The following is a 25,693-nucleotide window of genomic DNA, read 5'->3' as shown; positions in this document are numbered from 1 at the left end:
GTAAAGCAACGATTGCGCCTCCCTTCATGTCTGTCAAGAACTGCTTTAGAAAGAACTCCAGTGAATTTGACCAACTGCCCTTTCCGCAAACCGCAGCGAGCCTTCCGTGACCGACCAACCCGTAAAAAAGCCGAGCCGCATCCAGACGCGCAACCGCCGCCTGATTCTGGACGCCGCTCTCGATGTTTTCTCCCGCGATGGCTACGGCGGCGCCACGCTTGATGCTATCGCCAAAGGTGCGGGCCTCAGCAAGCCAAACCTGCTCTATTACTTTGACGGGAAAAAGGAAATTTATGTCACCCTGCTCAGCCAGCTTCTGGAAACATGGCTTGACCCGCTGATCGAGCTTGATCCCGAAGGGGACCCTGTTGAAGAACTGCTGGGGTATGTGCGCCACAAACTAGATATCTCGCTGGACCTGCCCGCCGAAAGCAAACTGTTCGCAGGCGAAATCCTGCAAGGCGCGCCGCGCATCACAACGCACCTGAAGGACGAACTCAAACCACTGTTTGATCGCAAATGCGCATTGATCCAACGCTGGATCGACGCTGGTCAACTGGCGCCCGTCGATCCCGCGCATCTGATCTTTTCGATCTGGGCAACCACACAGCACTACGCAGATTTTGGCGCGCAACTATCCGTATTGCTTGCCGGACAAGACCCCACCAAACGTGCTCACGCCCATCTGGAACAGATGTTTCGCCAGTTGCTTACACCCGAAACCGAATGATCAGTCACGGATTATTCGGCAGCGGTGGCCGCCGGATTGTTCGGATGGGTTGTCCAGTTGGCGTACACCTCCTCGACAACCTTGCCTGTACGCGGATCGGTGGAGCCTGCCTCCATCTCGACCATGGTGATGCAATTTTCTACCGGACAGACCTCGACACACAAATTACAGGCCACGCATTCCTCATCAATCACGGTGAATGTGCGGTCCTCGGACATCGCAATCGCCTGATGCGAGGTATCTTCGCACGCTGCGTAGCACCGCCCGCAGCTGATACAATCATCCTGACTGATTGACGCCTTGGTCACATAGTTCAGGTTCAGGTACTGCCAGTCGGTTGTGTTCGGAACCGCCGCACCTTTGAAATCCTGAATAGAAGTATGGCCCTTTTCATCCATCCACTCGGACAAACCACTGATCATTTCCTGAACAACCTTGAAGCCATAGGTCATCGCCGCCGTACAAACCTGCACATTTCCGCAGCCCAACGTGATGAATTCCGCCGCATCGCGCCACGTTGTCACGCCGCCGATGCCACTGATGGGAAGACCCGCTGTGTCAGGGGCGCGCGCGATCTCGCTCACCATGCTGAGCGCGATGGGTTTAACCGCAGGTCCGCAGTATCCGCCATGGCTTCCCTTGCCATCAATGCTTGGCTCGGGGCTCATCGTGTCCAGATTGACCGAGACAATCGAATTGATCGTGTTGATCAGGCTTACCGCGTCCGCACCGCCGCGTTTTGCCGCCGCTGCGGGCAGGCGCACATCGGTGATGTTCGGCGTCAGCTTTACGATCACGGGCCTGGAGTAATACTGCTTGCACCAGCGGGTGACCATTTCGATATATTCGGGCACCTGCCCCACCGCGGCCCCCATCCCACGTTCTGACATGCCGTGCGGACAGCCGAAGTTCAGCTCGATCCCGTCTGCACCGGTTGCCTCCACACGCGGCAGGATGTCCTTCCACGCCTGCTCCTCACACGGGACCATGATCGACACGATCAAGGCCCGGTCGGGGTAATCGGCTTTGACCCGCGTGATTTCATCCAGATTGGTCTGTAAATCACGGTCAGTAATCAATTCGATGTTGTTCAGGCCCAGCACCCGCCGGTCGGCACCGTGGATCACGCCGTACCGCGGCCCGTTCACATTCACCACCGGCGGCCCCTCGGACCCCAGTGTCTTCCAGACCACCCCGCCCCAGCCTGCCTCGAATGCACGGCGGACGTTGTACTCCTTGTCGGTCGGCGGCGCGGATGCCAGCCAGAACGGATTGGGGGATTTGATGCCCAGAAAGTCGGTTGTCAGATCAGCCATGTCAAATTGCTCCTAAACGTCAACGAGGGTCTGGAACCCGCCATAAATCATACGCGCACCGTCAAACGGCATCGCACCCATGTCAGCGATGCGCGGGTCTTGCATGGCTTTCTCCATGTTGGCGTCACAGGTTTCCTTGTCAGGCCATTCCTGCCAGCCGGTCACGACGGTTTCCCCCTCCTTGGCGGCAACGGCCAGCGGAAAGGATGTCATCTTGCCATCGGGAATCATATCACCCCACAATTCAACGACACGCAGCGCACCGTGGGATTTGAATATCTTGGCGGCCTCCTTGCAGTGCGCCAGATAGCTGTCCTTGTTGGCTGTCGGCACAGCGGCGACAAAGCTCATTACATACACAGTTTTTCCTCCCAGAAATATCGGGACCATCCAGTTGGCCCATGCCGGTCTACCCCATCAGAACCGCGTGCATATCCATCGCGGCATCGCGGCCTTCGGCCACTGCCGTAACTGTCAGGTCATCACCACCAGCGGCGCAATCGCCCCCTGCCCAGATACCTTCGATGCTTGTGCGGCCCCGTTCGTCTACCGCAATCTTGCGCCCTTCAAGCGCGGGTAATCCCGATCCGCTGAGCGTCTGGCCAATTGCCTTGAAAACCTGATCCGCAGCAAGGCGCAGGGTCTGGCCCGTGGGGGTCAAATCCTCGCCAACATATTCAAATTCAATCTCGCGCACGGCACCGTTGCCGTGAATCGCGCGCGGAACAGCGTGGGTGACAATCCGCACACCCTTGGAAGCGGCCAGATCCTGCTCGAACACACTCGCGTTCATGCGGTCGCGTCCGCGGCGGTAAACAAGTGTTACGTTCAGCGCGCCCAGCAGTTTGGATTGCACCGCCGCGTCGATGGCGGTCATACCGCCGCCGATCACCACGACATCGCGGCCCACGGGCACCTGCGCCACATCTGATGCCTGCCGTAAATCAGCAATGAAATCGACAGCGTCCAGCACGCCATCCTTGTCATCACCATCAACCCCCAGCGCGTTCACACCGCGAAGCCCGAGACCAAGAAACACGGCGTCATAATCGGAATTAAGCTCGTCCAGCGTCACATCACGGCCCAGCGCGCGATCTGTCATGACCGTGATACCGCCGATTTTCAGCAGCCAATCCACTTCACCCTGCGCAAAGCCGTCGGGTGTTTTGTAAGTTGCGATGCCGTATTCGTTCAAGCCGCCCGGTTTTGCCCGTGCATCCAACATCACAATGTCATGGCCCAGCATTGCCAGACGGTGCGCCGCGCTTAACCCTGCCGGCCCTGCGCCCACAACGGCGACCCGCTTGCCGGTACTTGCAGCGCGGGTGAATGGGTGCAGCCCCTGCTCTTGTAAATGGTCGGTGGCATAGCGCTGCAACTGGCCGATCAGCACCGGCTTGCCCTCTGCTGCTTCGCGCACACAGGCTTCCTCGCACAGCTGCTCTGTCGGGCAGACGCGCGCGCACATCCCGCCCAGAATATTCTGGCTCAGGATTGTCTTGGCCGCCGCATCAGGGGTGCCTGTTGCGATCTGGCGAATGAACAGCGGGATGTCGATATCTGTCGGGCAGGCCGTAATGCAGGGCGCATCATGGCAGAAGTAACAGCGGTCTGCGGCAACCAGCGCCTCGTGACCATCCAGCGGCGGATGCAGGTCGGCAAAATGGGTTTCATAGGTCTGCGGGTCCAAGCGTCCGGCCTGTACTCCGGCCTCGAATATCCTGTCTGCCATCTGCGCATCCTCTGCCTAAATCGTATGGGTAGGATTTCACGCTTGCACAGGTCTATTTTTTTATCAACTGGTAAAATTTATCGCCTGTCGCGCTTTTATACTACCTGCAATGGCAGGCAAACACAGCGCCACAGCTCAGCTTTGGCCGTCCACCCCGGCAATCAGCGCCAGCACCGCAGGCCCGATCGCCTGCACAATACGTGCCACGCCTTCGGCATTCGGATGGATGCCATCCGGCTGAAACCATTGACGTAATGCGGCGGGGTTTGTCGGGGCCTGCCCATCTGACAGACCGGCAAAGAAGCTTTCGAAATACTCTGTCCCGTAGGCTTGTGCCAGTTCGGGATAAATCGCATCAAACCGCGATTTGTAGTCGGCCCCGAAATTTCCCGGTGCCTGCATCCCGATCAACAGAACCTCCACCTCCGCCTTTTGTGCGGCTTGCAGTATCCCCTCGATGTTGCTGCGGGCTTGCGCCGGGTCCAGACCGCGCAACAGATCATTGCCGCCCAGCGCCACGATCATGGCATCCACCTGCGGCTCCAGTGTCCATCCGACCCGCGCCAGCCCGCCTGCGGTTGTATCACCGGACACACCCGCATTGATCAGCCGTACGTCAGCATCGTGGTCGCGCAGCCACGCCTCCAGCTGCGGCACAAATCCGTTTTCCTGCGTCAATCCATAGCCCTGCGTCAGACTATCACCCAATGCCGCAATCACAACTTCGCCCGCCTGCGCGATAGTACCGACCAGCGCAAAGACGTTGACCCAAACCACAAGAAAACCCATCCAAACCTTGCGCATCGCGTCAATCTCTCCATATCCCGTAGGGACGCCAACAAAAGGGCACCCCATGAGCAATCCAATATTCTCCCTCAAAGATGCAGCCCTGCGCCTGAATGGCAATGCCGGACCTGTCGAAATCCTGCGCGGCATCACGCTCGACATCACTGCGGGAGCGAGCATCGGCCTTGTCGGGCCTTCGGGTTCGGGCAAATCATCGCTGCTGATGATCATGGGCGGGTTGGAGCAGGCGACCGGCGGCAGCGTTCATGCAATGGGCCACGATCTGACGGCAATGAATGAAGACGCGTTGGCGCGGTTCCGCCGTGACCGGATGGGCATCGTGTTTCAGTCCTTTCACCTGATCCCCACGATGACCGCGCTTGAAAATGTCGCCACCCCGCTGGAACTGGCGGGGCACAAAGACGCGTTCGAACGTGCCGCAGAGGCGTTGCAGGGTGTCGGCCTTGGGGCGCGCACCGGCCACTATCCCGCGCAGCTGTCAGGGGGCGAGCAACAGCGCGTGGCGCTTGCCCGCGCGACCGCGCCACGGCCCGCAATACTGCTCGCGGATGAACCCACAGGCAATCTCGACAGTGCCAATGGCGATGCGATCATGGACCTCCTGTTTGATCTGCGCGACCGGCACGGCTCGACCTTGGTGCTGGTCACACACTCCGATGCGCTGGCGGCGCGCTGTGACCGGGTGATCACGCTGCGCGACGGGCAAATCGCATGAGCCTGCGACTGGCCACCAGATTTGCACGCCGCGAATTGCGCGGTGGTTTGCGCGGGTTCCGGCTGTTTCTGGCGTGCCTGACCCTTGGCGTGGCCGCAATCGCCGCGGTAGGATCGGTCAGATCCGGCATCGAGGCGGGGCTGGCCCGTGAAGGTGCCGCATTGCTGGGCGGCGACGCCGAGCTTGAGCTCACCTACCGCTTTGCCGACGCAACAGAACTTGAATGGATGCAGGCGCAATCTCTCGCCGTGTCCGAAATTGCCGAGTTCCGCTCCATGGCGAGTACGGGAACGGACCGCGCACTAACCCAGGTAAAAGCTGTTGACGCGCAATATCCGCTGATTGGCACAGTTGTCTTGCAGCCCGATATACCACTGGCCGATGCGCTTTCTGTTCGCAACGGCATCGCCAGCGCGGTGATGGAGCGTGCATTAATCGATCGGTTGGGCCTGACGGTGGGCGATACGTTCGCCCTTGGCACCCAGACCCTGCGGCTGAGCGCAGAAATCATGCGCGAGCCTGACAATGCTGCTGCGGGTTTCGCGCTCGGCCCGCGCACGCTGGTGTTGCGTGACAGTCTTGCCGCCTCCGGCCTGTTGTCTGCCGGAACGCTGTTTAACAGCAAATACCGCCTGATGCTTTCGCCCGACACATCCATTCCCGCGCTTGAGGTTGAGGCAAAACAGACATTCGCCAACAGCGGAATGCGCTGGCGCGATGCGCGCAACGGAGCGCCGGGTGTCGCGCAGTTTGTTGACAGGCTCAGCGCGTTTCTGATCCTTGTGGGCCTGTCCGGTCTTGCGGTTGGCGGGGTGGGTGTATCGGCTGCGGTGCGCAGTTATCTGGCGCGCAAAACCGAAGTTATCGCAACCCTTCGCGCCCTTGGTGCAGACCGCGCTACCATTTTTCAAACCTACTTTATCCAGATCGGTGTCCTCGCCATACTTGGCGTGGCGATGGGCGTGGCGCTTGGCGCGCTTGCGCCGCTGGCCCTTGCCCCCGTGCTGGAGGCGCGTCTGCCCGTTCCGGCGAGCTTTGGTATCTACCCCGCTCCGCTGATCGAAGCCGCGCTGTACGGTATCCTGACCGCCTTTATCTTCACGCTCTGGCCGCTTGCGCGCACCGACAGCGTCCGTGCAGCCACGTTGTTTCGCGATGCATGGGACGGAGCCCGCCGCCTGCCTGCGTTGCCCTATATCCTTGCCACAGCGACTGTCACCGCAGCACTTGTGGCATTGGTAGGGTGGTTTAACGGCAGTTGGTGGCTGACCCTCTGGACTTTGGGGGGCATTGCAGGGGCATTGGCGCTGCTGGCCTGTGCCGCATTCGTGATCCGCATCGCAGCACGCGGGTTAGGCCGCCGCTTACGCGGATATCCGCGCTGGCGCTGGGCAATGGCGGCCATCGGCGGCACTGGCGAAGGGGCGGGTGCGGTTGTACTGTCGCTTGGCCTTGGCCTTTCGGTGCTGGCCGCCGTGGGCCAGATTGACGGCAACCTGCGTCAGGCAATTGCTGGTAACCTGCCCGACATCGCGCCCAGCTATTTCTTTGTCGATATCCAGCGCGACCAGATGGAAGGCTATACCAAACGTCTGACAGATGACTCCGCCGTCAGCCGGATTGACAGCGCGCCAATGCTGCGCGGCGTGATCACCCAGATCAACGGCGCACCTGCGCGCGACACCGCCGGCGATCACTGGGTGCTTGAGGGCGACCGCGGCGTCACATACGCGGCCACTGCTGGCGAAAAGGCCAATATAACACAAGGCACATGGTGGGCGCCCGACTATACCGGTCCGCCGCTGATCAGCTTTGCCGCAGAAGAAGCCGAGGAAATGGGCCTGAAGATCGGCGACACCCTAACCGTCAACATCCTTGGCCGTGACATCACCGGCGAAATCGCCAGCTTTCAAGAGGTTGACTTTTCAACCGCCGGTATCGGCTTTATCATTACCATGAACCCCGCCGCCCTGGAGGGTGCGCCGCATACGTTCATCTCAACCGTCTATGCCGAACCACAGGCAGAGGCGGCTATTCTACGTGATCTGGCCTCGGCCTATCCCAACATCACCGCAATTCGCGTCCGCGACGCGATTGACCGCGTGGCCGATGTGCTGGGCGGGTTGGCAGCGGCCACATCATACGGCGCAGCGGCAACCCTGCTGACAGGGTTTCTGGTGTTGATCGGCGCAGCAGCAGCGGGGGCGGATGCGCGCACTTACGAAGCGGCGATGCTGAAAACACTGGGGGCATCGCGCCGAATGATCGCGGCCAGTTTTATTTTGCGCGCGGCCTTGCTGGGCCTTGCCGCTGGTGCTGTTGCGCTGCTGGCAGGAATCCTTGGCGGCTGGGCGGTGAGCCGATTCGTGATGGAGACGGATTATACTGTGATCTGGTCCTCTGCCCTGTTGATCATCGCGGGCGGCATTACAGCAACCGTGCTGGCGGGGCTGGGTTTTGCCCGCCGCGCGCTTCAGGCCCGTCCGGCACGGGTGCTGCGCGCGCGTGAATAATTACCGCCGCTTCCCCTTTGCCCTTCGCATGGCGGCGGCGTAGATATAGTCCAACAAGGAGCGCCATTATGTCTGAAAAAAACACCTCGTCCGACGAAACCGGAAACCTGCCAGCCCGCCTCGAACCGGCGGTCACACCTGCCCAACGCACGCAAATCATCAACATTGTGCGCCGAGCCGCGCGCGCTGAGATCATGCCCCGTTTCCGCAGCCTGTCAGACGGTGATATCCGTACAAAATCCAACGGCAATGATCTGGTCACCGACGCCGATACCAAAGCCGAAGCCATGATCACACGCGCACTGCAAATTGCCTTCCCCTCTGCACTGGTGATCGGAGAAGAGGCCGTCGCCGACAAGCCGGAGTTGCTGGATGGTATCGCAGATGCGCAACTGGCATTTCACATTGATCCGGTAGACGGTACATGGAACTTCGCGCACAGCCTGCCCCTGTTCGGCGTTATCATCGCCGCCACACGGTACGGCAAACCGGTATTCGGCCTGATCTATGATCCCGTTGGCGATGATTGGGTTATTGCGGATGAGGAGATGACGCCCCAGCTGCAACGCCCATTCGGTGCCGCACGTGATCTGAAAGTTGCCATGAGCAAGCCGCTGGAGGAATTGTCGGGCATAATCCCGCTGCATCTCTTCCCCAAAGAGGCACAAACGCAACTGGCGGCGACCTTTCCCGGTTTTGCACGGGTAAGCACGCTGCGCTGCTCGGCGCACGAATACCGGTTGCTGGCGCAAGGCTTTTCCGATTTCAGCCTGACGGCCCTTCTGCATCCGTGGGATCACGCGGCAGGCGCGCTGATTGCGGCGCGTGCCGGTGCGCATGTCGAAATGCTGGACGGGGGTGAATACACCGCCACGCGCAACACCGGTCATCTGCTGATCGCACCTGACAAAGCGACATGGAACAAGCTGAAAAAAGTATTCAACTTCCTTATCGCGGAGCAGAAAAGCGAATAGCCCTTAGCGGGTGTATTTCTGATAAACCGCTTCCGACATGAATTCTTCCAGCGCGTCCGGATCATCAATGCTCATCTTGAAGAGCCAGCCGTTGCCTTGCGGGTCTTCGGTAATGATTTCGGGCGCGTCGATCAAACGTGTGTTGGCCTCTGTGACCTCGCCATCCAGCGGGGCAAGAATATCGACTGCGTCATCATCTGCTTCGATCACAACAACCGGATCATCAATAGAGATGACATCCCCTTCGTCCGGCAGTTCGATAAATTTGGCCTCGCCCAGTTCAGCCGCGCCATAAGTGGTCAATCCGACTGTGATTTCGTCTTCGCCGTCCTCGACGCGCAACCACAAATGTTCTTCTGTAAATTTCATGCTACTGGCCCTCCGCCCGCCTTTATTGCCAAAGCTGTAACCCTTTTTCAATCCGCTCTGTGCGTGGTTGCTCAGAAGCCACAGCAGTGATTATGTAGCGCTGGATTTTTCATTACAAAGGCCCACGATGCACCCATGTTTTTTCGGCTACGGCAGCCTCGTTAACCGCGCTACACACACCTATGCAGAAGCATCGCGCGCCCGCCTTGACGGCTGGCGGCGTAAATGGGTCTACACGCAGGAACGCGGCCTTGCTTTTCTGAGTGTTATTCCCGATGCGACCACGTCGATCGACGGTTTGATAGCAGACGTTCCCAACGCCGACTGGGACGCGCTGGATGCACGGGAGTACGGGTATGCGCGTATCGTGTCAGGCCCGGCTGTGCAGCATCCGCGCGATCCGGCGACGCAAATTTCGCACTACGCCGTTCCGAAAGATACATGGATGCAGGGCAGTGATAGTTACATCCTGCTTAGTTATCTGGATGTCGTTGTGCAGGGGTATTTGCGCGAATACGGCGCAGGCGGTGTGACAGATTTCTTCGCCACTACAGACGGATGGGACACCCCGATCCTGAATGACCGCGCGCAGCCACGATATCCGCGCGATCAAAAGCTGTCTGCGCAGGAAACAACGCTGGTTGACCAGCACCTTGCCCTGCGCAGCGCACGGATTGTCGCGACCTGACGGATCAGCCGCGCGCTTTTACAACTTGCAACAGGGACATCACCGTTGCCATATCCGGCCCGTGCGCTTGCCCTGTCAGCGCCTTGCGCAGCGGCATGAACAGCGCTTTACCTTTACGGCCTGTTGCCTCTTTCACTGCGGCGGTCCAGTTGCCCCATGTCTGCGCGTCAAATTCCCCTTCGGGCAGCAGCGTCATGGCCTGCGCAACAAATTCGCGGTCCTCATCATCAATCAGCGGCTCTGCGCCTTCGCTGAACATCCGCCACCACCCCTTGAGATCGTGCAGTGTGGTAATGTTCTCACGGGTCACGGCCCAGAAACTCTCTGCCTGATCGTCCGGCACACCCAATGCGGCAATTTCATCAGCCACATCGGCCAGTTCCAGCGTTTGAAGGTAGCGCGCAGTCAGCGGTTTCAGATCTTCGGCATCGAATTTCGTTGGCGCGGAACCGAAACGCGAAATGTCGAAACCCTCGATGAACTCGGACATTTCGGTGCGCAATTCTACCGGATCGCTTGACCCCAGACGCGACATCAAGCTCAGCAAGGCCTGCGGCGCGATACCCGCTTCGCGCAGGTCTTTCAGCGCCAGTGTGCCCAAACGCTTGCTCAGCGCTTCGCCCTGCGGACCTGTCAACAGGGAGTGGTGCGCAAATTTTGGCACAGAGCCGCCCAGCGCCTGCATGATCTGAATTTGTGTACCTGTGTTGGTTACGTGATCAGACCCTCGCACAACATGGGTGACACCCATTTCGGTATCATCCACAACAGAGGCCAGCGTGTACAAGATTTGCCCGTCCCCACGGATCAGAACCGGGTCCGAGACAGATGCGCCATCTATGCTCACATCCCCCAGAATTCCGTCATTCCAGACGATCCGCTCGTGCAGTAGCTTGAAGCGCCAGACGCCATTGCCACGCTCTGCGCGCAACGCGTCCTTGGCGGCATCATCCAGCGCAAGCGCTGCGCGGTCGTACACAGGCGGTTTGCCCATGTTCAACTGCTTCTTGCGCTTGAGGTCCAACTCGGTCGGGGTTTCGAATGCCTCATAGAAACGGCCCATATCGCGCAGTTTCTGTGCCGCTTCGTGGTATTTTTCCAACCGCAGCGATTGGCGCTCGACGCGGTCCCAATGCAAGCCAAGCCAGTCAAGATCACGTTTGATCCCGTCGACATATTCTTCCTTCGAGCGGTTCGGATCGGTGTCATCAATCCGCAAGATAAACTCGCCGCCCGCCTTGCGCGAAATCAGATAATTCATCAGCGCGGTGCGCAAATTCCCCACATGAATCCAGCCGGTGGGCGACGGGGCGAAACGTGTAATTGTTTTGTCAGACATGAAAGCCTCCTGTTGGCGCGCTTGCTGGCACAGTGCTGTGGATTTGTCCAGTTTGGCAACCGTGCAACCCGTCGTTGATGCTGCCTGGCAGCATCCCCTCCAAAGCCTTTCTTACAATGCCAAAGCGGCGGGCGGTCGTGCCCGTTTAACTTGGGTCGCGCCAGCGGTTAACAATTGGGTATCGGCGGTCCAGCCAGAACGCGCTTTTCGTCAGCCGCGGTCCCGGTGCCGACTGGAACCGCTTATATTCGGAAATATAGATTAGATGTTCAATCTTTTTGGCTACATCTCGGTCAAACCCTGCGGCAACGCAATCGGCGATGGAGCCGTCGTTATCGACCAGTATTTCAAGTATGGCATCCAGTTCAGGGTAATCCGGCAGGCTGTCACTGTCTTTTTGATCATCGCGCAACTCGGCTGAGGGGGCTTTGGTGATGATATTTTCGGGAATTAGCGGCCCCTTTGGCCCCATCATCCAGTCGGCGTGATTGGCATTGCGCCAACGGCAGGTTTCAAACACCCGCATTTTGTACAGATCTTTAATCGGGTTATACCCGCCAGCCATATCGCCGTAGATGGTGGAATAACCGACCGCCACTTCGGATTTGTTGCCCGTGGTCAGCAGCATTTCACCAAATTTGTTCGACATAGCCATCAACAGCAATCCGCGCAAACGGCTCTGGATATTTTCCTCTGTCAGATCGGGCTCGGTGTCTTCAAACAACGGCGCCAGGGTTTCCGTGATCGCGTCACGCCCTGCCTTGATGGGTAGAAAATCATACCGCACGCCCAGTGCTTTGGCGCAGTCTTCGGCATCTTTCAGCGATGCATCAGAGGTATATTCCGAGGGCAACATCACACAGCGCACGTTTTCAGCGCCCAGCGCATCCACGGCGATTGTTGCCACAATAGCCGAATCAATCCCGCCCGACATGCCCAGCAGCACTTTCTTAAAGCCGGTCTTGCGCATGTAGTCGCGCAACCCCTGCACCATCACGCGGTAATCCTGCGCATAGGCGTTTTCATGTACCGCTTTCAAACCTTCGACGAGCTGCCAGCCATCCGGCCCGCGCTCCAGATCGATATGCTGTGTCATCGCCTCGAATGCGGGCATCTGGAACGCCAGCTTGCCACTGGGGTTCAGGCCAAAACTGGCGCCGTCAAACACCTGATCATCCTGTCCGCCGACCATATTCAGGTAGATCAGCGGCAATTCGGTATCAATCACGCGTGCGACCATGTGATTGATCCGCGTGTCGAATTTTCCGCGATAATAGGGCGATCCGTTGGGCACCAGCAGAATCTCGGCACCGGTTTCAGCCAATGTTTCGGAAACGTCCTCATGCCACGCATCCTCGCAGATCGGGCTGCCAATGCGCACATCACCCACCGAATACGGCCCCCCCAGCGGCCCTTGGGCAAATATCCGCACCTCGTCAAAAACTGTTTCGTTAGGCAGATGATGCTTCAGCGTGCGCGAAGCGATCTTGCCATCCTTGAGGATCAGATAAGCGTTAAACAGCTCTGCTCCCACGACCAGCGGTGCGCCAATGGCCAGTGCGGGCCCGTCGGCACAATCTTTGGCCAATGCCTCGATGTGGGTCATTACATCCATCTGGAAGGCTTGTTTGGCTACCAGGTCTTGTGCGTTATAGCCTGTGATAAACATTTCCGGCAGGGCAACCAGATCAGCACCCGCTTCGCGCCCCTCGATCCAAGCGGCGTGCGCCTGTGCGGCATTGCCTGCCAAATCACCAACTGTCGGGTTCAACTGACCCAGTGTAATGCGAAACCGCTCTGCCATGTCTATCCCTCTCGATTACGCTATGGGATGTAGCAGATCGCCGCGCAAGGGAAAGCCCACATTGCCCTGCGTGGCAAAAGGCCGTTGCCCCTTTGTCGCCGCGCCCTTAGTCTGGGCCAGACACGTTACGCCTCAGATAACAGGATCACCATGACCCTTCGCACCCTGCTTCTTGCCGCCGCCCTGACACCTATACTGTTGACCTCTGCGCTGGCGCAGAACACGCAGGTGCTTAGCAAGCAATACGACGATGGCGGCGTTTACGAGGGAACGTTTAAAGACGGCCTGCAACATGGCAGCGGCACCTACACCCTGCCCAACGGCTATCAATATAGTGGCCAGTGGGTCGAGGGCGAGATCAAGGGCACTGGCGTGGCACGTTTCCCCAACGGTTCAGTTTACGAGGGCGAATTTGCCAAAGGCAAACCCGAAGGCATCGGCAAGATCACCATGTCAGACGGTGGCACCTATGAGGGTGAGTGGCAGGCGGGTACAATTGTGGGGCAAGGCGTGGCCATTCACGCGAGCGGCGACCGCTATGAAGGCGGCTTTCGCAATGGCAAACGGCATGGCAAAGGCGTTCTGGTGACGCCGTCGGGGTATGAATACAAAGGCGACTGGGTCGATGGGAAAGCCACGGGTCAGGCCGTGATCAAAGACGCCGAAGGGGCCGTGTATGAAGGCACCGTGGTCAATGGCGCGCGCTCGGGTACAGGCACGCTGACCCATCCCGAAGGGTTCACGCTGGAGGGCACATGGGCCAATGGCCAGCTGAACGGCAAGGGCAAAATCGTTCAGGCCAACGGCGACACCTATGAGGGCGATCTGGTAGAGGGACGCCGCGAAGGCATGGGCGCCTCCACGACTGCGACGGGTGATACATATCTTGGCGCGTATCTGAACGACCAGCGCCATGGCGTGGGCACATTTACAGGCGCTGACGGCTATAAATACGAAGGCGAATGGGTAGAAGGGCGCGCTGAAGGTACAGGCACCGTGACCTACCCTGACGGATCGGTACAAACCGGCATTTTCAAGGACAACCTCGCCGAGGGGCCGGGCAAGATCACCTATCCCGATGGCTCCACCTATGAGGGGGACTGGGTTGCCGGAGTGATCGAGGGTCAGGGCCGCGCGACCTATCCCAACGGGATGGTATATGAAGGCGGCTTTGCCGATGCACGCAACCACGGGCAAGGCACGCTAACCTATCCCGACGGGCGCACCTATGTCGGCATGTGGAAGGAAGGATTGCGCCACGGCACCGGCACAGCCACTTACCCTGACGGCACCGTTTACGTGGGTGAGTTCGAGAATGGTCGCCGCTCGGGCACCGGCAAAATCACGATGGCCAGCGGATTTGTCTACGAAGGCGAATGGGCCGAGGGCGAAATCGATGGCACCGGCACCGCCAACTATACCAACGGCGATGTCTATGTCGGTACTTTCAAAGAGGGCAAGCGGCAGGGAACCGGCACAATGCGCTATCATACCGGTGAAGAAGCAACAGGCGAATGGGAGAACGGGGCACTTACGGCCCCTGCTGCCCAAGCTCCTGCCATTGGTGAAACCCAGCCCGCCGAAGCAGCCGCCGACAATAACTAGTCCTTGCGCTTTAGCGGTTTGTAAAACGCATTCCGCTCCATCATTCCCATCAGCACGTATTGGGCATCGGGGAACATTTCCTGCAGCTTTTTCTCCACGTCGCTGGGGTCCTGACCTGTCAGCGTTTCCAGCACGATCAACGGGTGGCTGTTGGATATGGTCTGCTGTGCGCCCTCAATCGCGGGCCATTCGTGCCCCTCGATATCCAGTTGCAACACACTCACCTTGCGGCTGTCGGGCACCAGATCATCAATTCTGGTAATTTCGACATCTATCGTCTGGCCCTCTGAGGCCTGCTTCACAATCTTGGATGTGCCGCCCATCACTTTCCCTGACGCATTGGCAATCTGGAGCGGCAGAACAGCCTTTTCACGTCCCACAGCAACAGGTGACAGTTTGACATTTTGCAGATCATTCAGGGCTATCGTCATTTCGGTTGCGGCAAACCCCATCGGGTTCGGCTCGAACGAATGCAAATGCGCACCCCGCTTTAGCGCGCGTGACATGACCGGCAGAAAATCCCCGACAAACGCGCCACCGCTCACGATATCGCCATTGCCAACGAATTGCTGGATCAGTTGCAGCGTTCTCGGCTCGTTAATCTCACCCTTCAAAAGAAGTTTGGATACCTCCCGTTTGCGAAACGGACGGGGAATACAATAAAACCCGTACGCATTTACTGCGGTAAGATACGGAAAATCCGGTGTTGTAGCTGGCATATTATCTTCTTTTTAATTAACTGCTGATTGCGACGAAAGGTTGCAGATGCGCGCGCGCGTCACAATCCCGCCCGTTAATCTTTAATCCCGAACTGTGCCCTAAACGCCCCGCGCCCTGCGGTGGTAAAACGCACGGCGCGGCTGCCGCTTTGCCGCTTGGCCCAACCCAAGACTTCGATCCTGGCCAGCAAGGCGCGGCCCAACCCACCCGCCAGATGGGTGCGCCGCGCGCTCCAGTCCAGACAGGCACGGCAAACCGGCGCGCGGGCGCGTTGCAGCGCTGCCAGATCCACACCGAAACCTGTGACAAAGTCATTTCCGGCAGGTGTCAGCGTGATCACATCACCGTTTACTTGCAAAAAGCCCCGCGCGACCATGGCATCGAACATCGCGATGCCCTGCGATCCAGCCAGATGATTATAGCACACCCGCGCGTCGCGCAGCACACTGTCGGCGGGTCCGGTACGCGTGCGCATATGCCCTGCACCCGCGGCCAGCCCCATCAGGGCCTCAAGCACTTCGGCCACATCCGGCCCTGCCAATGAAATGTATTTATGCCGCCCTGATTTGCGCACCACTGTCAGGCCACCGACCTCCAGCTTGGATAGATGCGTGCTGGCGGTTTGCACGGTTACACCCGCCTCGCCTGCCAGTTCGGTCGCCGTCAGCGCCTTGCCCGTCATCAGCGCGCCAAGAATGTTTGCACGTGCCGGATCACCGATCAGGGATGCGATACGCGCGATATCCGGACCTTCTTTCATACTTCGACCGTAACCGAAGCATTGGTGTGCGGCAACGCGCTAGACAGCGATCACACAAAAAGGAAAACAAATGCTCACCTGTATTATCCGCTATCAGATCGACCCGACCAAAAAGGCGCAATTCCAACATTATGCGCGCAACTGGGGCCAAGCCATACCGCGTTGCGGCGCGGATTTGGTGGGATATTACGCACCGCACGAAGGCTCCTCCACCCTGGCCTATGGCATCTATAATATCCCTTCGCTCGCTGAGTACGAAGCCTACCGCACCCGCCTTGCCGCTGATCCACTGGGCCGCGAGAATTACGAATTTGCCCAAGCCGAGAAGTTTCTCTTGCGTGAAGACCGCACCTTCCTCACCCTCGCCTCTGCACCCCATGGAGAACACCAATGATCGCAGTTATCTTCGAAGTCATGCCCGACCCCGACCGCAAGGCCGAATACCTCGACATTGCCGCAGCTATGCGTCCGCTGGTGGATGAGATAGACGGTTTCATTTCCGTCGAACGGTTTCAGAGCCTTACAAATCCCGACAAATTGCTGTCGCTATCATTCTTTCGTGATGAAGAAGCCGTCGCGAATTGGCGCCGCCTAAGCAAACACCGCGTGGCGCAAAAATCTGGCCGCGCTGACATCTTCACAGATTACCACCTGCGCATTGCCCATGTGATCCGCGACTATGGCATGTTTGATCGCGAAGAAGCGCCCGAAGACAGCAAGGAAACACATGGCTAAGATGGCAGACTACCGAAAAGCTGCACGCTATGGGTGATTATTCCAGCGTCACGCCTTCCAGCTTTCCCGATTTCGTCCGTTGGTCGAATTCACGGTTTTTCAGCTTCCAGTATTTCGTGATCGCACCCGTCCCGACACAATTGTGGCGCTTGATTTCTTCAGCGGTGTAGGTTGCAATTGCCACATGCTGCATCTCATGGGCGCGCAGGGCGATTATCATTTTTGCTAACTTCAGCCTGTCAACGTCACTCAGCCCGCCGGAGCCAAGCAGCTTTGGCATGGTGACCTGAATATCGACGCTAACATCACAACCGGCCGACGAGTTTACGGTCCAGGCCGTAAGTGCCCATTTCTTTTTCGGACCTTTGGACGACATATTTTTCGCGATCTGCGCGAGGGAATTGCCGTTTACGAGATAGTAGTCAAATTCGAGGGTCCGTTTCACCTCGGTGGCATATCCACTGGTCGGGATCATGGCGCAGGCCATTGCGATACCTCCATACCACGGGAGTCGTGCAAAGAAATTTCGAAACGGATTGAAATCGGGCATTGATCGCTGCTCTCCTGCTATCGGTCGATAGAGTGAGCCTCACATCATCGCGCGGCAAAACTGGGGCGGTCGCACAAAAAAGATCGCTTTGGCGTCACACCACCTCGCCCGCATCCAGCTTTGCCAGAACGGCCTCGGCATCTTGCAGCACCGTTTTGCGCTTGTCTTCATCCATCCGTTCCCAAGTGCGGTACATGTTGCCCATCCGTGGATTGCCGGAAAACCGGTCGCGGTGACGGTCCAGAAAGTGCCAGTAAAGTGTATTGAACGGGCATGCGCCCTCGCCTGTTTTCTGGCTCACTTTATACGCGCAGCCTTTGCAATAATCCGACATCCGGTTGATGTAGGCGCCCGATGATACGTATGGTTTTGACGCGATCACCCCGCCATCGGCAAACTGGCTCATCCCCACCACGTTGGGCGCTTCGACCCATTCGAACGCATCCGCGTAAACCTCGAGATACCAGTCAGACACCTGCGCGGGATCTATGCCTGCGATTAGCGCAAAGTTGCCGGTTACCATCAGACGCTGGATGTGGTGGGCATAGGCGTGCTGCGCAGTCTGGCTTACTGCGGCTTTCATACATGCCATCCCGGTTTCCCCGCCCCAGTACATTGCCGGCAAATCGCGGGTTTGCTTCAGGACATTGCGCTTCGCGTATTCCGGCCCTTCCAGAAAATAGATGCCGCGCACGTATTCCCGCCAGCCGATAATCTGCCGGATGAACCCCTCAACCGCGTTGATCGGGGCGATGCCATCGGTGTACGCCTTTTCCGCAGCTTGGCAAACCTCCAGCGGCCCCAGGAGGCCGATGTTGAGGTAGGGCGAGATGATCGCGTGGAACAGGAACGCCTCGTCGTGCAGCATAGCATCCTGATAATCCCCGAATCCGGGCAGGGAGTGTTTGATAAAATGATCAAGCGCCTCAAGCGCCTGCGCGCGTGTCGTGGCAAACCAGAACGGGCGCAGCTCTCCGAAATGGGTATCAAACTGCGTCTCGACCAAGGCCAGAACATCGCCTGTGATATTGTCCGGCTCAAACCGCAGCGGCCCCTTTGCGTCTATGTCGGCAGGCGCGCGTTTGCGGTTATCATGATCAAAATTCCACTGCCCTCCGGCAGGCTCGTCACCCTCCATCAACAGGCCCGTCTTACGCCGCATGTCGCGATAGAAATACTCCATCCGCAGAGCCTTGCGCCCGTCGGCCCATGCCTCGAATTCGCCATGCGAAGCGATAAAGCGGTCATCGGGCAGCAATGTGGTTTTGATCGGTGCATGGGTCAGCTTGTTGATCAGGCGCCACTCCCCCGGCTCTGTGCAGATTACCTCTGCCGCGCCGGTTTGCTCTGCACGGCGCAGAAGCTCCCCCACAATAGACCCCGCATTTTCCGTGTCGTCCAATTGTGTGTAGGCTACGAGCCATCCGTCATCCTCCAGCACGCTGGCGAATTTGCGCATCGCGCTGAAAATCAGCGCAATCTTTTTCGGATGGTGGCGCACATATGTCGCTTCGTCCTTCACCTCTGCCATGACAACGGTGTCTGTTGTGCGGTCACCTTCGCGCAGCGCGCTTAGCTTTTCACTCAACTGGTCCCCCAGCACAAGGATAAGACGGCTCACCAAGCCACCTCTTTTCCCGCCCAGTCGTAGAAACCGCCGGATTGATCCGGGGTCAGCCCCTGTAGGACGTCCAAGATATTGTCAGCGGCTTCATCCGCGGGCACAGCAGGATGTCGCGCCAGATATTTGGCGGTGAACGGGGTTTTCACCGTGCCGGGGTGGATCGCGACACAGACCAGATCGGGGTGCGTGCGGGCAAGCTCTATCGCTGTGGTGTGCACTATCTGGTTTGCAGCCGCTTTGGCCGCGCGGTAGCTGGTCCAGCCGCCGATGCGATTATCTCCGATCGATCCGACACGCGCTGTCAGCACGGCGCACACGCTGGCCCCCTCACGCGGCAACAGGCGCGCGGCGTGACGCAGCACCAGCGCGGGACCGGTCGCGTTAAGGGCAAACTGGTCTGCCATCGCCTGCGCGCTTACCGCCTTGACGGTTTTTTCCGGCGTTGCCCCGTCAACCTCCAACGCGCCGGTAGCGATGATGATCCCGTCAAACTGCCCTTCAAGCGCGTCCAGATGGGCATCGACCGATGCCTCGTCTGTAATGTCGAATCCGTCGGCCGACCGCGACAGCGGCACCACCTGCACGCCCCGTTCTGTCAGCGCTGCAACCAGCGCCGAACCAATGCCGCCCGAAGCGCCTATCACCAAATATCTGCCCATGTACCGCGAGGTAGCGCGCGCAACCTTGGGATCAACGGGATTTCAGCAGTTTTGCGCAATGCCAACAAAGAGTCATATCCCCCTTCCCATCCGCAAAACCGCCGTTATAAATGAGTCTATGAATAATATTGCACATAGTCAGATTTCTGCGCGCTTTTCTGCGCCATTGCTACGTGCCCTGCTGCTAGCCCGCCTCTGAGCGTGCCGTTCGGCGCGCCCGCTCAGAGGGATGTGCCGCGCGCCAAAAACAGCTACAGCAGACAAGAGAAAGCCAATTACATGACAGACCCGACAATAAAATCCCTTGCCACAGGTGTGACCCAGGACCGTGTGTTGATCTTTGACACAACGTTGCGCGACGGAGAGCAATCGCCCGGCGCTACGATGTCCCACGCCGAAAAGTTGGAAATCGCGCAATTACTGGATGAAATGGGTGTCGATATCATCGAGGCGGGTTTCCCAATCGCGTCCGACGGTGATTTTGCTGCCGTTTCCGAAATTGCCCGCCAAGCAAAAAACGCCCAGATTTGCGGGCTTGCGCGTGCGCAGCTTCCCGATATCGACCGCTGCTGGGAGGCGATCAAACACGCCGTGAACCCGCGCATCCACACGTTTATCGGCACCTCGCCGCTGCACCGCGCCATCCCGAACCTTGATATGGACCAGATGGCGAACCGCATTCACGAAACGGTCACACATGCGCGCAACCTTTGCGAAAATGTGCAATGGTCGCCCATGGATGCCACCCGCACCGAAGCGGATTTTCTGTGCCGCACGGTCGAGATTGCGATCAAGGCGGGTGCCACCACAATCAACATTCCCGACACTGTCGGATATACTGCGCCCCGCGAAAGTGCCGCGCTGATTGCCATGCTGCTTGAACGTGTTCCCGGCGCGGACGAGATCGTTTTTGCCACCCATTGCCACAACGATTTGGGCATGGCGACCGCCAACAGCCTTGCCGCAGTAGAGGCAGGCGCGCGCCAGATCGAATGTACCATCAACGGTCTGGGCGAACGTGCAGGCAATACCGCATTGGAAGAAGTCGTCATGGCCCTGAAAGTGCGCAACGACATCATGCCATTCCAGACCGGCGTTGACAGCACCAAGCTGATGAACATCTCGCGCCGCGTCGCCGCAGTGAGCGGCTTTGCCGTGCAGTTCAACAAAGCGATTGTCGGCAAAAACGCGTTTGCCCACGAAAGCGGTATCCATCAGGACGGCATGCTGAAAAACGCCGAGACATTCGAGATCATGCGCCCCGAACATGTCGGCCTGTCCGAAACCAACATTGTGATGGGCAAACACTCTGGCCGCGCCGCGCTGCGCTCAAAGCTGGAAAACCTCGGATATCAGTTGGGTGACAACCAGTTGAAGGATGTCTTTGTGCGGTTCAAGGAACTCGCCGATCGCAAAAAGGAGGTGTATGATGACGACCTTGTCGCGCTTATGCGGACATCATCCGACCCCGAAGCAGACCGGATCAAGCTGAAATCAATGCATGTCGTCTGTGGCACAGACGGCCCGAACGAAGCCAAGATGACCCTGATCGTTGATGGCGTGGAGCATAGCACCGAGCAGTCCGGTGACGGACCGGTTGATGCATCGTTCAAGTGTATCAAGGCATTGGTAGAGCATTCCGCCCGCTTGCAGTTGTATCAGGTTGCTGCTGTTACCGAAGGCACCGATGCGCAGGCCACCGTTTCAGTACGGCTTGAAGAGAACGACAAGATCGTAACAGGGCAGTCAGCGGACACTGATACAGTGGTGGCTTCGGCGCGCGCGTATATTCACGCACTCAACAACCTGTTGGTGCGCCGCGAAAAAAGCGGCTCTGACAAGCGCGAAGTCAGCTATAAAGACGTGAGTTAACGTTATGCCGCCGCAGGTCACAACGCTGGCCCGCGGCGGCGGTTTGCGTAAACGCGCCCTGCTCTGCAAATCACATGCTTGGTCAAACCCGGGCCTTCACATTCAAAGGACAGCTTTATGCGCCGCAGCCTTCTGACCGCCTTTGCCCTCTGCCTTGTGACGGCGTTTCCAGCGCTGGCGAAATCCTGCCCGACGCGCGCGGATCTGAACGGGGATGGTATCCGCCTTACCCGCAGCGCGCCGTTTATGACGGTGTTGTTGACCAATCGCGGCGATACCCAGATATCCGAGCGGCGGGTAAAGCGGAACGGCAAGACAACGCGTGTACGCTCGACCTATCTGCATCCGCTTGCCGTGGCGCAGCGCCAAGACACGCGCTCTGTGCTGACCATGAAGTACAGCCGCAATACCAAATCCCTCCAGAACCTCGACAACACGAAGGTCTGGCGAAGCCGGATCGAAATACTGGACGGCACAAAAACCATCGACAAAGGGTCTGTAACCATGCGGCTAGGCGGCAAGGGCACACATACGGTTGGCGGATGCAAATATCCTGTCTGGTCGGTTGTCGAAACATATGAAACCGGCAAATTGCCGATTTCGTCGCGCGAAAAGATTTATGCACCCACGCTGGGCATTGTCCTGACCTCTTACGCGCTGGGCCGCGATGGCAAGCGCCGCCGTAGCGGCTTTGCCCCAGACAAGATCAGCGCCGAATAGAAATCACTCATACGGATTGGACGGACTGCGGTCTGCTGACAATGATTGCTGACTGCGCTCGACGATCATAACGCTGGCATCCGCCAGATGCTTGCGCGCGATAGCCTTGTCACCACGTTCTACGCGCAATTTATGCGCCTGCATCATCACTTCGGCATGTGATGAGCCGCGTGGCGGTATGAAGGTGTAGCAGGCCAGCTCTATCAACAATCCAAGCGGATCTTTGAAATAGATCGAATCCATAAACCCGCGGTCTTTTACGCCGGAATGGCCGATCCCACGCGCCTCCAGACGCTCGATAATCTGGTCGAACATCGCGCGGTCTACTTCGAACGCAATGTGATGCACACATCCTGGGTCCATGGGCGTACGCCGGTGTATCCGCGTGCGGGTTTCGTTTGTAAAAATCGTAATCAGACGCCCGTCACCGGGATCAAAATACAGATGTCCCTCGTCTGGGTCATCAAGATTTGGCTGCTCGAAGACAAAAGGCATCCCCAGAACACCCTCCCAAAAATCAATGCTGGCCTGACGGCCTGCCCCTGTCAGCGTAATGTGATGCACGCCAAGTGACTGGATTTTCTCCATTGTGCTCTCCTTCGTAAAATTGTTGGCAGGCCACAAATCTGGCGGATCTTTCGGGTGGCGCAATCACGCCGAAACATCACGAACTGCCTCTTTAACCTGCGGCTATGCGCGCCTATAAGGGCGCTGCCTGCCCTCGCCAGAGTCGTGGGCGAATACGTATTTTGCAAGGTGCTGCCCCACATGTCGATCTTTGGAAACCTCCGCGGCCTGTTCTCGTCTGATATGGCGATCGATCTAGGTACAGCTAACACACTGGTTTATGTGAAAGGCAAGGGCATCGTGCTAAGCGAACCATCGGTAGTCGCCTATCACGTCAAGGATGGCGTGAAAAAGGTGCTGGCCGTGGGAGAGGACGCAAAGCTGATGCTGGGCCGCACGCCCGGGAGCATAGAGGCGATCCGCCCCATGCGCGAAGGGGTCATCGCGGATTTCGACACCGCCGAAGAGATGATAAAACACTTCATCCGCAAGGTTCACAAACGCTCGACGTTTTCCAAACCAAAGATCATTGTCTGTGTGCCGCATGGCGCGACACCCGTTGAAAAGCGCGCAATCCGCCAATCGGTGCTGTCCGCAGGGGCGCGCCGCGCAGGGCTGATTGCAGAACCGATTGCAGCCGCCATCGGCGCGGGCATGCCTATCACCGACCCGACCGGCAACATGGTAGTGGACATCGGCGGCGGTACAACCGAAGTCGCGGTTCTGTCATTGGGTGATATCGTTTACGCCCGTTCGGTCCGCGTGGGTGGTGACCGGATGGACGAGGCAATTATCAGCTATCTGCGCCGCCAGCAGAACCTGCTGGTCGGTGAAACCACCGCCGAACGGATCAAAACCTCCATCGGGACGGCACGTATGCCCGACGACGGGCGGGGTACATCCATGCAAATCCGCGGGCGTGACCTGCTGAACGGGGTTCCCAAGGAAATCGAGGTAACCCAGGCGCAGATTGCCGAAGCCCTTGCAGAGCCTGTGCAGCAGATTTGCGAAGCCGTGATGACAGCGCTTGAAACAACCCCGCCTGACCTTGCGGCGGATATTGTAGACCGTGGCGTGATGCTGACGGGTGGCGGCGCGTTGCTGGGCGATCTTGATCTGGCGCTGCGCGAGCAGACGGGTCTGGCCATTTCGGTCGCGGACGAGCCGCTGAATTGCGTGGCCTTGGGAACGGGCAAAGCGCTTGAGTACGAGCAGCAGTTGCGTCACGCTATAGATTACGACAGCTAAGCGCCCGCAACCGGCGCACCTAAATCATCACTGCCCAAGAAGGGCATCACAAAAGCAGCCCCGTCAAGGAGAGCGTCACGCCGTCATGGCCAAAGATCGCTATCAGTCCAGTGATTATACCGGCCCTCTGCGCCGGTTGCTCACGGCTGTGCTGGCGCTGGTGTTGGCAGCGATTTTCATCCTATGGCGCATCGACAGCCCGCGGGTTGAGCGGTTCCGCTCGCAGGTGACCGATAGCCTGATTCCGAACCTAGACTGGGCAATGGCACCGGTCACAGGAACGGTGAACCTTCTGCGTGATTTTCAAAGCTATCAACGTCTGTCAGATCAGAACCGTGAATTGCGCTCGGAATTGCGGCGCATGCAGACGTGGAAAGAAGCGGCCTTGCAACTGGAGCAGGAAAACGCCCGCTTGCTGGACCTCAACAAAGTGCGGCTCGATCCGCGCCTGACCTATGTCACCGGTGTCGTGCTGGCTGACTCAGGCTCTCCTTTCCGGCAGTCGGTTCTGCTGAATGTCGGGGCGCGGGACGGGCTGGTGGAAGGCTGGGCCACGATGGACGGGATCGGCCTTGTAGGTCGTATTTCCGGCGTTGGCGAGAATACAGCCCGGGTGATTTTGCTGACCGATGCCTCCAGCCGGATTCCCGTTGTTATCCAACCCTCGGGCCAGCGTGCGATTGTTGCGGGCGATAACACATCCGCACCCCCCATTGATTTTCTGGAAAACCCCGATCTGGTGCGCCCCGGTGATCGGGTTATCAGTTCCGGCGATGGCGGCGTTTTTCCCGCTGATTTGCTGATCGGTCAAATCGCCGCCGATCCAGGGGGGCGACTGCGTGTGCGCCTTGCCGCCGATTTCGAGCGGCTGGAGTTTCTGCGCGTCTTGCGCCATCACGGGACAACCAAGCTGGAGGACAAACCGGAGGTTATTTCTGGAACTCCGGTCTATTCCGACGCGCCACCATCGACAGAGGCGGAGACGACACCCGCCCTTTCGGAGTGATATATGGACGAGTTGTCACCTGCCCGCCTGTTTCTGATGCGGAGCTTGTTCGTTGCGATCACGCTGCTGATTATCTTTTTCCACCTGCTGCCGATCGATACACAGCCCGTTACACTTTTCGCGCCAGAATTATTGCCACCTCTGGCCAGCATTGATCCCGCCGAGGCACGCCTTCGCGCGCTGCTGGATCAGGGTACACGGCGGATGTTAATCGGCCCCGATCTGCTGATTGCGTTCGCCTTCGCTTGGTCCCTGCGGCGCCCCGAATATGTGCCGACCCTTCTGCTTGCGGTGATTTTCCTGCTCAGCGATCTACTGCTTCAACGCCCTCCCGGATTATGGGCGCTTCTGGCTTTGCTGGCTTGCGAAAACCTGAAAGGGCGCAGCCGGACCCTGCGGGATTCAACTTTCGGCGCAGAGTGGATAGCGGTGTCGTTGCTGCTGACCGGAATTTTGATCGCAAACCGAGTTGTGCTATCTGTATTAATGGTGACACCCCCACACCTGCGGCTGAGTCTCCTGGAACTGGGAATAACGATTCTGGTTTACCCAGTCGTAGTTTTTGTGACCCGCTCGGTCATGGGGGTGCGCCGCGCTGCCCCGGGAGAGCTGGATACCCTTGGTAGGCGGACATGACGAA

The 25,693-nt window shown here is 58.4% G+C and carries 26 protein-coding genes; 13 read left to right on the top strand and 13 right to left on the bottom strand.

Translation table 11 applies throughout. From position 1 onward, the window contains the following. The first annotated feature begins 106 nt into the window (after positions 1 to 106). Positions 107 to 730: a TetR family transcriptional regulator C-terminal domain-containing protein gene (locus OS189_RS15900; protein WP_267168315.1), complete on the top strand. Its 624-nt coding sequence runs from the start codon at positions 107 to 109 to the stop codon at positions 728 to 730. Between the two features lie 11 nt (positions 731 to 741). Here OS189_RS15900 and preA read toward each other — a convergent pair whose 3' ends face one another. The 4 genes from preA to OS189_RS15880 form a co-directional block, all read right to left on the bottom strand. Then, entirely contained in the window at positions 742 to 2,046 is a 1,305-nt protein-coding gene (preA, locus tag OS189_RS15895) for an NAD-dependent dihydropyrimidine dehydrogenase subunit PreA (protein ID WP_267168314.1), read from the bottom strand. Between the two features lie 12 nt (positions 2,047 to 2,058). Next, the gene (locus OS189_RS15890; protein ID WP_267168313.1) at positions 2,059 to 2,397 is read right to left on the bottom strand and encodes a DUF1428 domain-containing protein; all 339 of its coding nucleotides are present in this window, start codon (positions 2,395 to 2,397) and stop codon (positions 2,059 to 2,061) included. A gap of 58 nt (positions 2,398 to 2,455) precedes the next feature. Then, entirely contained in the window at positions 2,456 to 3,778 is a 1,323-nt protein-coding gene (locus tag OS189_RS15885) for an NAD(P)-dependent oxidoreductase (RefSeq protein ID WP_267168312.1), read from the bottom strand. Between the two features lie 135 nt (positions 3,779 to 3,913). Next, a complete protein-coding gene (locus tag OS189_RS15880; RefSeq protein ID WP_267168311.1) occupies positions 3,914 to 4,582 on the bottom strand; it encodes an arylesterase in 669 nt (222 codons plus the stop codon). A gap of 49 nt (positions 4,583 to 4,631) precedes the next feature. Here OS189_RS15880 and OS189_RS15875 point away from each other — a divergent pair, with 49 nt between their 5' ends. The 3 genes from OS189_RS15875 to OS189_RS15865 all read left to right on the top strand — a co-directional run bounded on the left by OS189_RS15875 (position 4,632) and on the right by OS189_RS15865 (position 8,787). Beyond that, positions 4,632 to 5,300, top strand: coding sequence for an ABC transporter ATP-binding protein (locus OS189_RS15875; RefSeq protein ID WP_267168310.1), 669 nt, complete (start codon positions 4,632 to 4,634; stop codon positions 5,298 to 5,300). Beyond that, entirely contained in the window at positions 5,297 to 7,813 is a 2,517-nt protein-coding gene (locus OS189_RS15870; RefSeq protein WP_267168309.1) for an ABC transporter permease, read from the top strand. The genes OS189_RS15875 and OS189_RS15870 overlap by 4 nt, the downstream gene beginning before the upstream one ends. Before the next feature lie 68 nt (positions 7,814 to 7,881). Further along, positions 7,882 to 8,787 (top strand): inositol monophosphatase family protein, encoded by a 906-nt coding sequence (locus OS189_RS15865; RefSeq protein ID WP_267168308.1) that lies wholly within the window; start codon positions 7,882 to 7,884, stop codon positions 8,785 to 8,787. Between the two features lie 3 nt (positions 8,788 to 8,790). Here OS189_RS15865 and OS189_RS15860 read toward each other — a convergent pair whose 3' ends face one another. After that, the gene (locus tag OS189_RS15860) at positions 8,791 to 9,156 is read right to left on the bottom strand and encodes a glycine cleavage system protein H (RefSeq protein ID WP_267168307.1); all 366 of its coding nucleotides are present in this window, start codon (positions 9,154 to 9,156) and stop codon (positions 8,791 to 8,793) included. A gap of 127 nt (positions 9,157 to 9,283) precedes the next feature. On the opposite strand from OS189_RS15860, the gene OS189_RS15855 reads away from it, so the two are divergent. Further along, positions 9,284 to 9,844 (top strand): gamma-glutamylcyclotransferase family protein, encoded by a 561-nt coding sequence (locus tag OS189_RS15855; protein ID WP_267168306.1) that lies wholly within the window; start codon positions 9,284 to 9,286, stop codon positions 9,842 to 9,844. Positions 9,845 to 9,848: 4 nt separating this feature from the next. Here the strand turns inward: OS189_RS15855 and gltX are convergent, their stop codons facing one another. Then, positions 9,849 to 11,183, bottom strand: coding sequence for a glutamate--tRNA ligase (gene gltX / locus OS189_RS15850; RefSeq protein WP_267168305.1), 1,335 nt, complete (start codon positions 11,181 to 11,183; stop codon positions 9,849 to 9,851). Between the two features lie 145 nt (positions 11,184 to 11,328). After that, positions 11,329 to 12,987 carry an NAD+ synthase gene (locus OS189_RS15845; protein WP_267168304.1) on the bottom strand — a complete coding sequence of 553 codons (1,659 nt, stop codon included), beginning with the start codon at positions 12,985 to 12,987 and terminating at the stop codon, positions 11,329 to 11,331. Between the two features lie 150 nt (positions 12,988 to 13,137). Between OS189_RS15845 and OS189_RS15840 the strand changes: the two genes are divergently transcribed. Further along, positions 13,138 to 14,592: an MORN repeat-containing protein gene (locus OS189_RS15840; RefSeq protein ID WP_267168303.1), complete on the top strand. Its 1,455-nt coding sequence runs from the start codon at positions 13,138 to 13,140 to the stop codon at positions 14,590 to 14,592. On the opposite strand, the gene OS189_RS15835 is transcribed toward OS189_RS15840, so the two are convergent. Further along, positions 14,589 to 15,311 (bottom strand): FkbM family methyltransferase, encoded by a 723-nt coding sequence (locus OS189_RS15835; RefSeq protein WP_267168302.1) that lies wholly within the window; start codon positions 15,309 to 15,311, stop codon positions 14,589 to 14,591. The two genes, OS189_RS15840 and OS189_RS15835, sit on opposite strands and share 4 nt — an antisense overlap. A 74-nt stretch (positions 15,312 to 15,385) precedes the next feature. Then, entirely contained in the window at positions 15,386 to 16,072 is a 687-nt protein-coding gene (locus tag OS189_RS15830) for an ArsR/SmtB family transcription factor (RefSeq protein WP_267168301.1), read from the bottom strand. 70 nt (positions 16,073 to 16,142) lie between these two features. Between OS189_RS15830 and OS189_RS15825 the strand changes: the two genes are divergently transcribed. Together OS189_RS15825 and OS189_RS15820 are read left to right on the top strand one after the other, a co-directional pair. Further along, positions 16,143 to 16,466, top strand: a complete 324-nt coding sequence (locus OS189_RS15825) for an NIPSNAP family protein (protein ID WP_267168300.1) — start codon at positions 16,143 to 16,145, stop codon at positions 16,464 to 16,466. Further along, positions 16,463 to 16,807 carry an antibiotic biosynthesis monooxygenase family protein gene (locus OS189_RS15820; RefSeq protein WP_267168299.1) on the top strand — a complete coding sequence of 115 codons (345 nt, stop codon included), beginning with the start codon at positions 16,463 to 16,465 and terminating at the stop codon, positions 16,805 to 16,807. The genes OS189_RS15825 and OS189_RS15820 overlap by 4 nt, the downstream gene beginning before the upstream one ends. A 37-nt stretch (positions 16,808 to 16,844) precedes the next feature. Here the strand turns inward: OS189_RS15820 and OS189_RS15815 are convergent, their stop codons facing one another. The 3 genes from OS189_RS15815 to OS189_RS15805 all read right to left on the bottom strand — a co-directional run bounded on the left by OS189_RS15815 (position 16,845) and on the right by OS189_RS15805 (position 19,640). Then, entirely contained in the window at positions 16,845 to 17,357 is a 513-nt protein-coding gene (locus OS189_RS15815) for a DUF922 domain-containing protein (protein WP_267168298.1), read from the bottom strand. A gap of 94 nt (positions 17,358 to 17,451) precedes the next feature. Then, complete coding sequence (locus tag OS189_RS15810) at positions 17,452 to 18,978, bottom strand: cryptochrome/photolyase family protein (protein WP_267168297.1); 1,527 nt, start codon at positions 18,976 to 18,978, stop codon at positions 17,452 to 17,454. Beyond that, positions 18,975 to 19,640, bottom strand: coding sequence for an SDR family NAD(P)-dependent oxidoreductase (locus tag OS189_RS15805; RefSeq protein ID WP_267168296.1), 666 nt, complete (start codon positions 19,638 to 19,640; stop codon positions 18,975 to 18,977). The genes OS189_RS15810 and OS189_RS15805 overlap by 4 nt, the downstream gene beginning before the upstream one ends. A 279-nt stretch (positions 19,641 to 19,919) precedes the next feature. Here OS189_RS15805 and OS189_RS15800 point away from each other — a divergent pair, with 279 nt between their 5' ends. Together OS189_RS15800 and OS189_RS15795 are read left to right on the top strand one after the other, a co-directional pair. Beyond that, entirely contained in the window at positions 19,920 to 21,512 is a 1,593-nt protein-coding gene (locus tag OS189_RS15800) for a 2-isopropylmalate synthase (protein WP_267168295.1), read from the top strand. A 117-nt stretch (positions 21,513 to 21,629) separates the two neighbouring features. Beyond that, positions 21,630 to 22,232 carry a hypothetical protein gene (locus tag OS189_RS15795; protein WP_267168294.1) on the top strand — a complete coding sequence of 201 codons (603 nt, stop codon included), beginning with the start codon at positions 21,630 to 21,632 and terminating at the stop codon, positions 22,230 to 22,232. Between the two features lie 3 nt (positions 22,233 to 22,235). Here OS189_RS15795 and OS189_RS15790 read toward each other — a convergent pair whose 3' ends face one another. Then, positions 22,236 to 22,820, bottom strand: coding sequence for a VOC family protein (locus OS189_RS15790; protein ID WP_267168293.1), 585 nt, complete (start codon positions 22,818 to 22,820; stop codon positions 22,236 to 22,238). A gap of 180 nt (positions 22,821 to 23,000) precedes the next feature. Between OS189_RS15790 and OS189_RS15785 the strand changes: the two genes are divergently transcribed. The 3 genes from OS189_RS15785 to OS189_RS15775 all read left to right on the top strand — a co-directional run bounded on the left by OS189_RS15785 (position 23,001) and on the right by OS189_RS15775 (position 25,689). Then, the gene (locus OS189_RS15785; RefSeq protein ID WP_267168292.1) at positions 23,001 to 24,047 is read left to right on the top strand and encodes a rod shape-determining protein; all 1,047 of its coding nucleotides are present in this window, start codon (positions 23,001 to 23,003) and stop codon (positions 24,045 to 24,047) included. A gap of 85 nt (positions 24,048 to 24,132) precedes the next feature. Continuing rightward, positions 24,133 to 25,053 carry a rod shape-determining protein MreC gene (gene mreC / locus OS189_RS15780; RefSeq protein ID WP_267168291.1) on the top strand — a complete coding sequence of 307 codons (921 nt, stop codon included), beginning with the start codon at positions 24,133 to 24,135 and terminating at the stop codon, positions 25,051 to 25,053. 3 nt (positions 25,054 to 25,056) lie between these two features. Then, complete coding sequence (locus tag OS189_RS15775; RefSeq protein ID WP_267168290.1) at positions 25,057 to 25,689, top strand: rod shape-determining protein MreD; 633 nt, start codon at positions 25,057 to 25,059, stop codon at positions 25,687 to 25,689. Positions 25,690 to 25,693: the final 4 nt, after the last annotated feature.

The sequence above is a fragment of the Sulfitobacter sp. F26169L genome (genome assembly GCF_026410285.1).
GTDB lineage: Bacteria > Pseudomonadota > Alphaproteobacteria > Rhodobacterales > Rhodobacteraceae > Sulfitobacter.
The sequence above is the reverse complement of the archived record's forward strand: the minus strand, read 5'-3'. Positions and strand labels throughout refer to the sequence as shown.